At 41.2% G+C, this 14,051-nt stretch carries 12 protein-coding genes; 8 read left to right on the top strand and 4 right to left on the bottom strand.

The features are described 5' to 3' along the window. On the bottom strand, window positions 1–627 hold the full coding sequence (locus L8T27_RS17695) for a YesL family protein (RefSeq protein WP_237942017.1): 627 nt from the start codon (window positions 625–627) through the stop codon (window positions 1–3). 350 nt (window positions 628–977) lie between these two features. Here L8T27_RS17695 and L8T27_RS17690 point away from each other — a divergent pair, with 350 nt between their 5' ends. The 4 genes from L8T27_RS17690 to arfA are packed head-to-tail and all read left to right on the top strand — an operon-like array spanning window position 978 to window position 5,633. After that, a complete protein-coding gene (locus L8T27_RS17690) occupies window positions 978–2,279 on the top strand; it encodes an ABC transporter substrate-binding protein (RefSeq protein WP_233315828.1) in 1,302 nt (433 codons plus the stop codon). Window positions 2,280–2,328: 49 nt separating this feature from the next. After that, on the top strand, window positions 2,329–3,258 hold the full coding sequence (locus L8T27_RS17685; RefSeq protein WP_237942016.1) for a carbohydrate ABC transporter permease: 930 nt from the start codon (window positions 2,329–2,331) through the stop codon (window positions 3,256–3,258). After that, a complete protein-coding gene (locus L8T27_RS17680) occupies window positions 3,255–4,097 on the top strand; it encodes a carbohydrate ABC transporter permease (RefSeq protein ID WP_233315826.1) in 843 nt (280 codons plus the stop codon). The genes L8T27_RS17685 and L8T27_RS17680 overlap by 4 nt, the downstream gene beginning before the upstream one ends. Before the next feature lie 30 nt (window positions 4,098–4,127). Beyond that, the gene (gene arfA / locus L8T27_RS17675) at window positions 4,128–5,633 is read left to right on the top strand and encodes an arabinosylfuranosidase ArfA (protein WP_237942015.1); all 1,506 of its coding nucleotides are present in this window, start codon (window positions 4,128–4,130) and stop codon (window positions 5,631–5,633) included. A 195-nt stretch (window positions 5,634–5,828) separates the two neighbouring features. Here arfA and L8T27_RS17670 read toward each other — a convergent pair whose 3' ends face one another. After that, a complete protein-coding gene (locus L8T27_RS17670) occupies window positions 5,829–5,993 on the bottom strand; it encodes a hypothetical protein (RefSeq protein ID WP_233315824.1) in 165 nt (54 codons plus the stop codon). Between the two features lie 84 nt (window positions 5,994–6,077). Next, complete coding sequence (gene ytvA, locus L8T27_RS17665) at window positions 6,078–6,839, bottom strand: YtvA family blue-light photoreceptor (RefSeq protein ID WP_248574456.1); 762 nt, start codon at window positions 6,837–6,839, stop codon at window positions 6,078–6,080. Between the two features lie 316 nt (window positions 6,840–7,155). On the opposite strand from ytvA, the gene galU reads away from it, so the two are divergent. Next, window positions 7,156–8,052, top strand: a complete 897-nt coding sequence (galU, locus tag L8T27_RS17660; RefSeq protein ID WP_233315822.1) for a UTP--glucose-1-phosphate uridylyltransferase GalU — start codon at window positions 7,156–7,158, stop codon at window positions 8,050–8,052. Window positions 8,053–8,350: 298 nt separating this feature from the next. Here the strand turns inward: galU and L8T27_RS17655 are convergent, their stop codons facing one another. Continuing rightward, on the bottom strand, window positions 8,351–11,878 hold the full coding sequence (locus tag L8T27_RS17655; RefSeq protein WP_237942013.1) for an Ig-like domain-containing protein: 3,528 nt from the start codon (window positions 11,876–11,878) through the stop codon (window positions 8,351–8,353). Window positions 11,879–12,091: 213 nt separating this feature from the next. Here L8T27_RS17655 and L8T27_RS17650 point away from each other — a divergent pair, with 213 nt between their 5' ends. The 3 genes from L8T27_RS17650 (at window position 12,092) to L8T27_RS17640 (ending at window position 13,984) form a co-directional block, all read left to right on the top strand. Beyond that, on the top strand, window positions 12,092–12,421 hold the full coding sequence (locus L8T27_RS17650; protein WP_233315820.1) for a hypothetical protein: 330 nt from the start codon (window positions 12,092–12,094) through the stop codon (window positions 12,419–12,421). Window positions 12,422–12,511: 90 nt separating this feature from the next. Beyond that, a complete protein-coding gene (locus L8T27_RS17645) occupies window positions 12,512–13,444 on the top strand; it encodes a glycoside hydrolase domain-containing protein (RefSeq protein ID WP_237942012.1) in 933 nt (310 codons plus the stop codon). Between the two features lie 132 nt (window positions 13,445–13,576). Next, window positions 13,577–13,984, top strand: coding sequence for a YkvA family protein (locus L8T27_RS17640; RefSeq protein ID WP_237942011.1), 408 nt, complete (start codon window positions 13,577–13,579; stop codon window positions 13,982–13,984). Window positions 13,985–14,051 lie beyond the last annotated feature (67 nt).

Here is a 14,051-nt window from a genome sequence, read left to right as displayed (position 1 = left end):
TTATTTGCCTGCCCGTTTTTGTTCATATTGAGTAAATGTTTTTAAGCTGATCCACATCATATAAAATGCCGGCACACTTGCGCCAAAGAGAATAATGCTTCCTGGAAAGGTAATAAACAGATAGACGATGACAAGGAGTCCGCCGACCAGCTTTAATCCTGCTAGCGGCATCGCCAAGGTGAACAGCAGCGCATTTTTAATGATATGAAGTCCTTTCAGCTCGTAATGAACATAAATAGAGAAGAAATGGAGAATGCTGCAGGCATACAGTAAAGCGATAAATAACACTGGAAAATAGAGATACTGCAAGAAAGGAATGGACGTATGCTGAAGCGCCAGTAAATCAGCATATAGAACAAGTCCGCCAAAGCTGAGCAGCATACCTAGCAGATTGCTTTTCATAAATTCCTGCTTAAAAACAGACAAAAAAGTCGCAAAAATCGGCATGTCTGTTTCGCCAAGGAGCCATTTCCGTGTCACTGCAAACAAGCTGACAGTGGCAGGGAAGACACCGAATATTACTAGACCCAGCAAAGAAAATACCATCCATAATAGATGAATATATAAAAAGCGCAGAATCCAGTTGGAGATAGAATAGATAGAATCAATGAGCACAGCTCTTTTCATAGAAGACACTCCTTTTCTTTTAATAAAATATAAAATAAGCAGCTGCTTCTCTTTCATGTTTATGTGAAGGAATCTATAAAAATATAAAAAAGCGGAAAAATCCTCCTATTTTCCTTTGCATAAGGAAAGAATATGTCAATTTGTAAGGGAGTAAAGGGAATTTCCCTTAAAATATTCCAAGTGATTACCGACTATTTTCACTTTATGACAGCGTTTTCCTAGACCATCTTCTTAATTATGAAAACGCATACATTTTTAAAGGGATGGCTTAATACTATGTAAATGTGTAAAACATTTTATGTTCTTTTAAAATAAACTGTTTTCCCAACAAGCTAAGAGGAGGAAAAAGGATGAAAAAGGGTCTTTTAGGAATGCTGGCTATCATTCTAGTAAGCTCCATGTTTTTAGCAGGCTGTAATAAGGGCAGTTCGGATAAAGGCTATTCGAACAGTGGAAAGGGAACAAAGATTGAATTGTGGACCTTCAACGAGCTTCATGAACAATATTATGAGCATATGGCGGACAAGTGGAATGAAGAAAATCCTGATGATCAAATCAGCATCAAGGCCACTACATATCCATATGAGGATTTGCATAACAAGCTGCTTGTTGCCTTGCAGTCAGGCAAAGGTGCCCCGGATATTTCTGATGTGGAAATCTCTAAATTCGGCAACTTCCTGAAAGGTGAACCGCAAATCCTGCCTTTAGATGATGTAATTGACCCAGAAAGAGAAAATATCGTGCAATCACGTCTTGATATTTACGCCAAAGACGGCAAGACATATGGAATTGACTTTCATGTCGGCGCTGCCGTTATTTATTACAATAAAGAAATTTTGGATAAAGCCGGAGTCAATCCAGATGACATAAAAACATGGGCTGATTACAAGGAAGCTGGCAAAACAGTCCTTGAGAAAACTGGCATTCCGATGACGACACTTGATATTGAAGATCAATGGTCGTTCTGGCCGCAGGTTGCTCAGCTTGAAGGAAAAGACGATCTTTTGAAGGAGAATGGCGAGGTTAACCTGACAGATCCGCGCATTGTGGAGGTGCTTCAATATGAACAGGATCTTGTTAAAGAAGGAATTGCGATTCCATCTCCAGGAAATGACCATCATTCTGAGGAATATTACGGCTTCATGAATAATGGTGGAGCAGCCTCTGTGTGGATGCCGATGTGGTATATGGGCAGATTCACTGATTATATGCCTGATTTGAAAGGGAAAATCGTCATCAAGCCAATGCCTGCTTGGTCTGAAGGAGCACCGCGTTCAGCAGGGATGGGCGGTACAGGCACTGTTGTGACAAACCAGTCTAAAGATCCAGATGTAGCGAAGAAATTCCTTGCTTATGCAAAGCTGTCGAAGGAAGGCAATATCGAAATCTGGAAGCAGCTTGGCTTTGACCCGATTCGTTCTGATGTATGGGATTTGCCGGAAGTCAATGAAGAGAATAAATTCACAGAATACTTCGGTCCCAATATTTTCGGCACATTGCTGGAAGTGAAGAATGAAATTGAAGGTGTCAATATTGGCGAAAGAACACCAGACGTCTCAAATGCTGTTAAGACAACGATTTTATTCCAGTCATTAGTCGAAATGAAAGATCCGAAGCAAGCGCTGGAGGAAGCAGCAAGCCAGATTAAATAAATCATCTTCAGGAGGCTTTGCCTCCTGATTCTAAAGGGGGGATCTTTACATGGAAGCAAGCAGCAGACAGTGCGGGAGGAAACAGAAGAAAAGAAGTCTCCTTTATTCTCAAAATGCAGCACCTTACTTTTTCATCTTTCCTTTCATTCTGTCTTTTTTCATCTTTTTTGCGTATCCCGTTGTCACGACGATTATCATGAGCTTTCAGGAAGTGCTGCCAGGGCAGACGACCTTTATCGGCTTAGACAACTATAAGGAATTATGGAATCCAACCTTTCTGACAGCCATCCGCAACAGCACTGTTTATACAATTTTGACATTAATTATCTTAATCCCAGTGCCGCTGATTCTTGCTGTGTTCCTTAATTCGAAGCTGATGTTTGCGAAGAACTTCTTTCGGTCTGTTACGTTCATTCCAGCACTCACATCTGTCGTTGTTGCAGGGATGATCTTCCGCTTAATCTTTGGCGGACAAGAGGGTGCATTGCTGAACTCTATTTTGATTAACTTTGGGATGGAGCCGAAAGCATGGCTGAACCATGGGGGCACAAGCATGTTTGTTCTTGTTGTGCTGGCAACATGGAAATGGATGGGCATCAATATCCTTTATTTCCTGGCAGGACTGCAAAATATCCCGCGGGAGTTGTATGAGTCGGCAGAGGTGGACGGTGCTTCAACATCACGGAAATTCTGGCATATTACCTTACCGCTGTTAAAGCCAATCAGTATTTATGTGTTTACCATCAGCATATACGGCGGTTTCTCGATGTTTGCTGAAAGCTATATGCTTTACGGAAGCAACAGGTCGCCTAATAATATCGGGCTGACAATTGTCGGCTATTTATACCAAAAAGGCATCGAGCAAAATAATCTCGGCTTCGGTTCTGCAGTCGGCATCGCTTTGCTTGTGATTACGCTGATTATTACGTTAATTCAGCTTAAATTCTTTGGAATGTTCAAAAAGGAGGAACAAGGATGAAAACGAAGAAAAAGCTGAAGCTGTCGTCCATCCTATTGATCCTGCTCTTTGTGGCAATCGGTATTTTCGCCTTATTTCCGCTGTTTGCGATTACACTCGGCTCCTTGAAGCCATCAACAGAAATTATGAGATACGGGCTCAATTTAAAGCTGCAGGCAGACCTGTTATCATTCGATAACTATTCTTATTTGTTCAACGGGGAAACAGACTATTTCATTTGGTATAAAAACAGCATAATCATCACCATTGCATCCACACTATCCTGCCTGCTTTTAACAAGCATGGTCGGCTACGGTCTTGCTGTCTATGACTTCAAGTTTAAGAACCTTGTGTTTGGACTCGTTTTAATTGTGATGATGATTCCTGTTGAAATCATTATGCTTCCATTATATAAGCTCACGATGAGCCTTGGCTTAATGGACACATTAGTCGGCGCCTTTCTGCCGTTTGTGGTTGCACCGATTCCAATTTTCTTCTTCCGCCAGTATGCGAGTGGGCTGCCTCGTGATTTGCTTGATGCAGCAAGGGTCGATGGCTGCACCGAAATCGGCATTTACTTCCGGGTGATGATGCCGTTAATGACACCAGCCTTTTCCTCGATGGCAATCCTGCAGGCATTAGGAAGCTGGAACAACTTCCTCTGGCCGTTGATTGTTTTACGATCAAGCGAAAATTTAACATTGCCGATCGGCTTATCTACATTGCTAACACCATACGGCAATAACTATGATGTGCTGATTGCCGGGTCTGTGATGGCGATATTCCCAGTGCTGATTCTGTATATTTTCTTCCAGCGCTACTTTATTGAAGGCATGACTGCCGGCGGTGTGAAGGGTTAACTTAAAAAAATGTGAAGGGAAGAAAGATATATGTACAAAAAAGCGAAGATGATTTTAGAAAAAGATTTTAAAATAGCTGAAGTCGATAACCGAATATACGGCTCCTTTATTGAGCATCTTGGCAGAGCCGTTTATGGGGGGATATTTGAGCCAGGTCATCCTGAAGCAGATGAAAAGGGGTTCCGCAAAGACGTAACAGGATTAATAAAAGAGCTGCAAGTGCCGCTAATTCGCTATCCTGGCGGCAACTTCGTATCAGGCTACAATTGGGAGGACGGTGTCGGGCCTGTTGAAAGCAGACCAAGCCGCCTTGAGCTTGCATGGCGTACAACAGAACCGAATGTCGTCGGCACAAATGAGTTCATGGAGTGGGCGAAGCAGGTTAATGCGGAGGTGAATATGGCCGTCAATCTTGGCACAAGAGGGATAGATGCAGCCAGAAACCTTGTCGAGTACTGCAATCATGACAGCGGCTCGTACTATAGTGATTTGCGCATAAGCCACGGCTATCGAGAGCCTCATAAAATTAAAACATGGTGTCTTGGCAATGAAATGGACGGTCCATGGCAAATCGGGCATAAAACAGCGGCAGAATATGGGCGCATTGCCCAAGAAGCGGCAAAGGTCATGAAATGGGTAGACCCGAATATTGAGCTTGTCGCCTGCGGCAGCTCAAACCGAAACATGCCGACATTTGCAGAATGGGAAGCAACGGTTTTGGATCATACGTATGACCATGTTGAATATATTTCCTTACATCAGTACTATGGCAACCATGATAATGACATCAGCAACTACTTGGCTCTGTCTCTGGAAATGGATGATTTTATTTCATCTGTCATCTCGATTGCAGATTATATTAAAGCAAAAAAACGGAGCAAAAAGAAAATCCATCTGTCCTTTGATGAGTGGAATGTATGGTATCACTCTAGAGAAGCAGATAAGCTGATTGAACCGTGGACAGTCGCACCGCCGCAGCTTGAGGATATTTATAATTTTGAGGATGCGCTGCTTGTCGGCTGTATGCTGATTACGATGCTAAAGCATGCCGACAGAGTAAAGATAGCCTGCCTTGCACAGCTTGTGAATGTCATTGCGCCAATCATGACAGAAGAGAATGGGCCTGCGTGGAAGCAGACAATTTTCTATCCATATATGCATACGTCCGTTTACGGCAGAGGTGTTGCCTTAAATCCAGTTATCTCCAGCCCTAAATATGACAGCAAGGACTTCACCGATGTGCCAACATTAGAATCAACAGCAGTATATAATGAGGAAAACGAAGAACTGACAATCTTTGCTGTCAACAGAGATCTTCAAGAAGGCTTGCTGCTTGAATGCGATCTGCGCAGCTTTGAAGGCTATAAAGTTATCGAGCATATTGTGTTAGAGAATGACGATATTAAACAAACGAATTCTGCTACAGCTGAAGCAGTGAAACCACATACTAATGGAGATGCTGCCATAAGCGGAGGACAGCTGGCTGCGATGCTGCCTAAGCTGTCATGGAACGTCATCCGCCTCGTAAAAGCATAATGGATAACAGCCATGCTAAATTTTTAGCATGGCTGTTTATGTAGAAGAAACTTAAATGTAAAAGTTAAGTAGCACAGGCCCCACCTACGCCTTATGCCATTGATAGCCACTCATGCTATCCACGCTATCTTTATCATAATGGACAAATATGAACAGAATACGGACATACTGTAAAAGGTATGTTAAAAAAATATGTCAACTATGTCTTTTTGTTCGAAAAACAATATATTCTGCCTGAAGCAGCAAAGCGATAAAGAAAATAGGGAAGGAGATAGCTACTAACCTTCTGTGCCAATCTAAATTTCGCTTCAGCAAGCCTCCAGAAAAAAGCATTTCTATTAATGAAAACAAGAATTGCATATTCACTCAACTCCTTTTTCTTAGTTTGCAATCTTCTGAAGCTGTTATACATAGCCCATAAAAAAAGCCCGAAACTCCGGGCTGTTATTTCAAGGCAAGAAGCGCCTGTTTACATGATTGGAAGAAACGAATATTCAAGTCATTGCCGTTCGTATAAGTAATCGTATCCTGTGCCATCTTAACCTGCACACCGCTGATAATCAGCTCTGTGCCCATTAAGCCAAGAATATCATTGATCATTTTGAGACCATTATGTACAACTTCATCATATTTCAATAAACCTTGCAAGTCGATAATGAAATAATCTTCCTTAGAATTGCCGACATATGTTGATATATCCTGAACAAGCTGTTCAAACCGATCCATTGTTAAATCGCCAATAAGCGGTAAAATAGATGTTTTTTCGTTAATGGAAATAATAGGAGTAGAAAGACTCGCTATTTGCTCTAAATATTGGTTGATAAGCTGCTCTGATTCTTTTCTGTCAGTAATATCTTTTTGAATGCCAACAAAAAAGAGCTTACTGTCGTCTCCAATGCGAATGGGAGAAAGCTCAAGCTCATTCCAGAACATTTCACCGTTTTTGCGATAGTTACGCAGCTGAACAACAATATGTTCTTCATTTCTAATCGCATCCCGCAATGCTGTTACTGATCCTTGCTTTTTATCATTTCCTTGTAAGAACCGGCAGTTTTTGCCGAGAATGTCTACGGCCGCATACCCCGTCAACCGTTCGAATCCTCTATTTACATAAATGATGGGGTTATCCAGTAAGCTTGGGTCTGTGATGACAATACCGGTTCCAACTCTTTCCACTGCTTCTCTGATAAAGCTGTCTCTAAACATGTCAGGATACTGATTTGATTGGATGTTATTCCCCTCCTCGAAAGTTAAATTCCATTTAATAATAATCATTATAACAAAATGGAAAAGACAATAACATCACAGACTCTTATAGATATGTTAAAATGACAAATGCAAGCAATATGTCACATTATTTTCCATTATTTTTAAAAATTATAAAATAGTGCTAAAAAACCTTTGCAATACTAAGAAAAAGTGTTACTATAATTGTACGTTATTAAGAACATTTTGTTAAGTAAAAATTAAAGTGTACATATTATTATTTTTTAGATAGAGAGAGAAGATTGGAGAGGTTAAAATGAAACAAGTAAAAAAAGCGATCATTCCAGCAGCAGGATTAGGAACAAGATTCCTGCCAGCAACAAAAGCAATGCCAAAGGAAATGCTGCCAATTGTTGATAAACCGACAATTCAGTATATCGTTGAAGAAGCAATCGCTTCTGGCATTGAAGACATCATCATCGTAACAGGAAAAGGCAAAAGAGCAATTGAAGATCATTTCGACTATGCTCATGAGCTGGAGCAAAATTTGCTTGAGAAGAAGAAGTTTGATCTTTTGGAGAAAGTTCAATACTCCTCCAATCTTGCTGATATCCACTATATTCGTCAAAAAGAGCCGAAAGGACTTGGCCATGCTGTTTGGTGTGCGAAAAGCTTTATCGGCAACGAGCCATTTGCTGTCCTGCTTGGTGATGATATCGTTCAAAGTGACACACCTTGCTTGAAGCAGCTGATTGACCAGTATGAAGAAACACTTTCACCTGTCATCGGCGTACAGACTGTTCCAGACAGTGAAACAGACCGTTACGGCATTGTTGACCCTATCGAGCAAGAAGGCAGACGCTATCAAGTAAAGAACTTTATTGAAAAGCCGAAGCGCGGAACAGCACCATCTAACCTGGCTATTATGGGCAGATACGTGCTGACACCAGAAATCTTCATGTTCTTAGAAAAGCAGCAAACAGGAGCTGGCGGTGAAATTCAGCTGACAGACGCTATCCAAGAGCTGAACCAAATTCAACGAGTATTTGCTTACGACTTTGCAGGCAGCCGCTATGATGTTGGTGAGAAGCTTGGCTTTGTGAAGACAACATTGGAATTTGCTCTGCAACAGGACGAAATGAAGCAAGAGCTGATTGATTATATGAAGCAATTGATGAAAAAGCATGATAATGCAGAAATCAAAATTCTTTAATTAGAGCTAAGAACAGGGCATTATGGATGTCCTGTTCTTTTTTGTTCTATAACGCTATTATTCCATAATTTTACTGTATAATAATTACAGTAGAAAGGTGGAGGGAAATGAGTAAGGATACAAAGCAAAATGAAAAGAAGGATTTCACTGATTCAAGCTGGTTTATTTTTGTAGTTGTTTTGGTGGCGGGTCTTATTAATGTTTTTATTATTAAATAAAAGATGAGGGAGTCGCATCTTCGTCTTTTTTTACAACAAAAAAAGACAGACGGAAGATTAGCCTCCGTCTGTCTTGTCGATTATTTCGCTTTTGTGACTGTTTTTTCTGTCACTTTGCTAGTGTTCCCAGCTTTGTCTTTTGCTGTTACAGCAAGCACTGTTTTTTCTTTTTGCTTTTTAACTTTAATCGAGTAGTTGCCTTTTTTATCTGCTTTCCCACTGGCAATAGCTTTTTTATTTACTGTGATAGTAACAGTTGCATTAGCTTCTGTGCTGCCTTTTACCTGTGTTGTAGCAGTTGTGACATTGTTAACCTTTGGAGCCTTTGGCGCTGTTTTATCAGCAACCGTGATTGTTTTGGCTTTGCTGACATTGCCAGCTTTATCCTTCGCTGTGATGCTCAGCTTCGTGCCGGCCTTTTGCTTTTTGATGGCGATAGAATAAGCGCCTTTACTGTCAGCTTTTCCACTCGCAACTGTCTTTTTGCCATCTTTAATGGTGATAGAAGCATTTGCTTCTGCTTTACCAGTTATTTTTGTGCTGTTATCGCCGACTGTGCCGCTGACGGAAGGTGCGCCAGGTGCTGTTTTATCAGCCACCGTAATGGTTTTAGCTTTGCTGACATTGCCAGCTTTATCTTTTGCTGTAATGCTCAGCTTCGTGCCAGCCTTTTGTTTTTTAATGGTGATAGCGTAAGCACCTTTGCTGTTCGCTTTCCCGCTGGCAACAGCTTTTTTGCCATCTTTAATTTCAATGGAAGCATTTGCTTCTGCTTTGCCTTCAATTTTTGTGCTCTTGTCACTGATTGTGCCAGTCACAGAAGGAGCAGCTGGCGGTGTGCTGTCGCCAACAGTGATAGTCGCAGCTTTGCTTGTCAGCTTCGCACCGTCTGTTGCTGTAATACTTAGCTTCGTGCCCATTTTTTGTTTAGCAATCTTAATAGAGAACTTACCTTTGCTGTCAGCTTTGCCTGTGCCGATTGATTTTTTACCAGCTTTAACGGTAATCGCTGCGAATTCCTCTGCTGTTCCTGTCACCTTCGTATCATTGTCACCAACTTTATTAACTTTCGGTGCATTAGGTGCTGTTGTGTCTTCAAGGACAGCTGTGCGGATCGTTGCTTTTGCTGGTGTTCCATTTACTGTCTTTTCAAATGTTACCTCCAAAATGCTGTCTGTTTTTTGCAGCGGAATTTCGATAGCGTAATTGCCATTTTTGTCTGCTGTTGCTTTTTTTACGTCCTTGCCGATTTTTACACTAACAGCAGTGCCGCTTTCAGCTGTGCCTTTAAGAGCATAGCTGCTGTTGTAAACATCAGCGACAGTTGCTTTCAGCAATGCTGTGCTGTATGCCCCGTAAACATCGAGTCTGCCCCAGCCGGAAACATAATCATAGCCTGGTGGGAGGCTGTCTCCTTCTTCGTAAATAATTTCGCCGTCCTCTGTGATTACTTCTACTATATCTTCAAACTTGTACGGGTTGTCCTGCTCTTCAAAAGCAATGTTTTTTGCTGTTTCTGTCAGGATTTTTTCGACTTGCACAGGCTTCAAGCTGCTGTTTAATGACAGAAGCAATCCTGCAGCTGCGGCAACATGCGGTGTTGCCATTGATGTACCGCTGTAGTAAGTAACATTACCGTTTGGCACAAGGCTTGGGATATTAGTGCCTGGTGCGACTAAATCAGTGCCGATACCATAGTTGGAATAATCGGAAACAATATCCATGTCATTAGTAGCGCCGACAGATGTAGCATACTTGCTTGATGCAGGATAGCCGACTTCTTCCATACCGTCATTCCCTGTCGCAGCAACGATAGTTACATTATGGTTGTACGCATACTGCATCATATATTCCAATGTTCTGCTGTAAGGTCCGCCAAGGCTCATGTTAATGACTTTAGCACCTTTATCAACAGCATATTTAATTCCTTTAGCGATTTGTTCTGTATCACCTGAGCCGCTTGCGTCCAGAACTTTTACAGGAAGAATCTTCGCATTAGCATGAACACCAGAAATCGAATAGCCGTTATCCATACCTGCTGCGATAATGCCGCTCACATGTGTTCCGTGACCGTTATCGTCAAGGGCATTATTATTGTTGCCAATATAGTTATAGCCTTCAGAAGCTAATACATTGCTGCTTAAGTCAGCAAGTGTGCTGTCCACACCTGTATCTACAACAGCAATTACCGTTTCACTGGGCTTAGCTGCTGTCAGCAAGGAATGAAGGGGACCGAACTGAATATCTGCACCGCTTGTTCCTTGTGTTTGGCCAGTGTTAGATAAAGACCATTGGTATGGATTAGAGACGTCATTTGTTGTCTTACCTAATGCCTTATATGTTTGAATTTGTTCTACATATTCAACTGCCGATGATTTTTTGACAGAGTTCACAATGCTGTTCTTTTGCTGTGTCGAATAGCTGTTGTCTTTTACTTCACTGCCAAGGTCGATTACATATAAATCATCAGCGATTTTATCTGAGTTATTTAAACCTTGGATTGTTTCACTTTGAGCTGCTTGTGCGCTTTTCTTGAAAGTTGATAGGCTTTTGCCTGATTTCAGTTTGACGATATACTTGTTGGAAGTATTCTTGTTAGAAATAGCTGTTGTAGAAGCTCCCAATTTATTAAATACAGTTGAGAGTGTTTTATCTTCTAAGTTGCTGATGTTGATTTTTGCTTCCGTCTTTTTCAGCTGTTCCTTCAATGTCTCAGGTGCAGCATCATAAGCATATTTGTACAAGCTGTTGATTGCTTTCACGTCTGCGCTTGTAAAGGTGTAAGTAGAGCTTGTGCCGTTTTTAAGCAATTCCGTGTAAATTGGCTTAAGCTGACGCAAGTTCTTTAACACATCACTGCGCATGCCTTCATCAAAAACGATTTTTGCACTTAAGAAAGGTGCCACCTTGTAGTATAAAGAAGACAGCTTTTTGCCTTCATCTGTTTGCGATAAAATCGAATCTCTGATTTCACGCAAGTCCTTCAAGATAGACAAACCATCCTTCTGCTCGCTAGTGCTCAATTCAACAGGGCATTCTTCCGCTGTTTCTGTTGAAGGCTCAAGCACTTCGCCTTTCACATTCAGTGTAAAGGAAGTATCAGCTTCGATAGGCTCTGCTTCTTCCGTTTCTTCACCTTCTGGTAATTCTTCTTCTGCTAGCTTCTCTTCTGAGACCTCTTCTTCTAAGACCTCTTCTTCATATGGATAATACTCAACCTTCACATAGTAAGAGCCAATCCATGCTAACGGAAAATGAATAACCGCTGGCGATTCGATAAAGCTGTAGCCTTGATACTGATCAAATGTGTTTTCAGCATTTGCATTTTCAAGACTAGAGTAAACGGAAACATTCATTTCCTCTGTTGAATCTAATGTGAATTCATAGTGCGAAAAGTTCTTAATGTCTTCTGCAGTCGGCGTGAATTTAAACCATTTAACATACTCTCCGTCTGCGAAGCTGTCTTCAATTAGCTTCCCGCTAACTCCAGTGTCTGCTTCATCTGCAGTCGAGGCTGCCGCTGCTGGAAGTGCTGTCCAATTGCTGACAACTAAAACAAAGGCTAGTAAAAAAGTAAAGATCGAACCAATGCGTTTTTTGCTTTTCATCACGTTCCCCCTAGGAAAATTAATAGATTACAAATCTATTAAAGCATGTTTTTGGGAGAAGTGTTAATAATATCTAGTAAAAATGGAAAAATTATTCAGTTATTCCTATTTGTTAAAAAAGTTCGTAGGCATTAAGTCTGGAAATAGGAAATGACAGAAATTTTCTACTATTTATGGTAAAATAAACATTATCTGTAAATAGGAGGAGAAGAAATGAACAAAAAACTGATTCTGCCAATCCTCACACTCGTGCTGGAGGCAGTTGCCACCTTCCTCGTCGCTTCGTTTTTTTCAATTCGCTTTATTGAAGTAATGTTTTTTACTGGACTTGTGTTTACACTGATCATTTTTACCTTTTCCAGCAGCGGCGGAGCATGGACAAGATTTATCGACAGCCAGACAAGTGCACAAACAGGCATTATGCTCGAAAAAGAGCCGTTTTATTTACGAATGAATCTTTCCCTTATCACATCTGCTGTGTATACAGCAATCGGACTTATTCTGTTTATCTTATTAATCGCAAAGGTGATTCCGCCTGCTTAACTTGTAATTAAAAGCCCTCAATTGGGCTTTTTTATAGTTTGCCTGTCTGAAAAACTGTTTTTCTTCTATATATAAGGTAAGAAAGGAGAGATGATGATGGCAAGAGGATTTGATTGTGCAACAAAGCTCAACACTAAATCAGCAAGTGCCTTAAAGAAAGAAGGATTTGACTATACGGCCCGCTATCTTGGGAACAGCTGGAAGACATTTGATAAAACAGAAGCAGAAGCCATCAGCAAGGCCGGCTTAAAGCTGATCAGCATCTTTCAGAAAAGCGCCGACAGAGCAGCCTATTTTACAGAGGCACAAGGCAAGGCTGATGGACTGGAGGCGGTGAAAGCGGCAAAGGCAGTCGGCCAGCCACCGGGAACAGCGATTTATTTCGCAGTTGACTTTGATGCCAGAAGCAGTGCTATGCCAAACATTCTAGCTTATTTCAATGGAGTCAAAAAAACATTCGAAACGTATAAGCTCGGCATTTACGGGTCCTATGCCGTCATGCTTGCAGTAAAGGGCAAGGCCGATTATTACTGGCAGACATATGCCTGGTCGAATGGAAAGATTGCTGACTTCATTCATATGCACCAATATGAAAACAATATTAAAGTCGCAGGGGTGCTGATAGACAGAAATGATGTTCGCAAAGAACCAGGGCACTGGAGTTCGACAGGAAAAAGCTCCGCCACTAAAAGCTTTGAGGTGAAAACAGAAACAGCTGCCTATTTAACAGCAGCAGATGCAAAGCTTGGCAAGCACAAAAAAGGGATTGTAAAGACTGGAAGCTACTATATTTTCAATGAATCAGAAGGAATGGTTAATGTCACGAAACAACAGGGAGTGCCAGGCTCATGGATTAACCCAAAAGCAAGTGGCTCAACAGAATACCATACTGTTGCAAAAGGAGACAGTCTTTCAAAGATTGCCCAACAATATGGCATAACCCTCGCCAATCTCCAAAATCTAAACCCGCAGATTAAGAATATCCATCTTATTTATCCAAACCAAAAAATTAAAGTAAAGTAGGGCAATGCTGCTCCCTAATCATAAGGGGGCTTATTTTTTTGTGAAATTTTTTCCAAGTAAGGCGAACAGCAATACATTTTCCCTCTGTTTTTAGTATGATAGAAGTAGATAAATAACAAGGAGGCGATATGGATGGAGAATAAGCAAGAAGAACTTCAAGTGACGATGAATGCTGCCGGAAAACATTTCTCAGAGGAGAAGTTCTGGGGAAAGCTCGCGAAGTTTGCCAAAAAGGCAGGCGCATCTGTCGTGTATGCAGTGCTGCTCTTGTATTTCACATTAAAGAAGCCAGAAGTGCCGGTTAAAGCGAAAACCACGATAATCGGGGCCTTAGGCTATTTCATTCTTCCCATTGATTTAATTCCAGATATGGCAGTCGGAATCGGATTTACAGATGACCTCGGAGCGTTAGGAATTGCACTGATTCAAGTAGCCATGTATATAGATGAAGATACAAAGCAAAAAGCAAAGCAGAAATTAGCAGACTGGTATGGAGGCAATGTCAGCACAAAAGAGATTGACGCTAAAATCGGCGGTTAACGATAGGTGCTAAGAAAGTTGTATGAACAGTGAAAGTAAATTATGGGTATTTCGACTGGTGTAAAAT

Source organism: Niallia sp. Man26 (assembly GCF_022049065.2).
In the GTDB taxonomy this organism is placed as follows: domain Bacteria; phylum Bacillota; class Bacilli; order Bacillales; family Cytobacillaceae; genus Niallia.
Note: the sequence above shows the minus strand (reverse complement) of the source record. Positions and strands in the feature narration are given on the sequence as shown.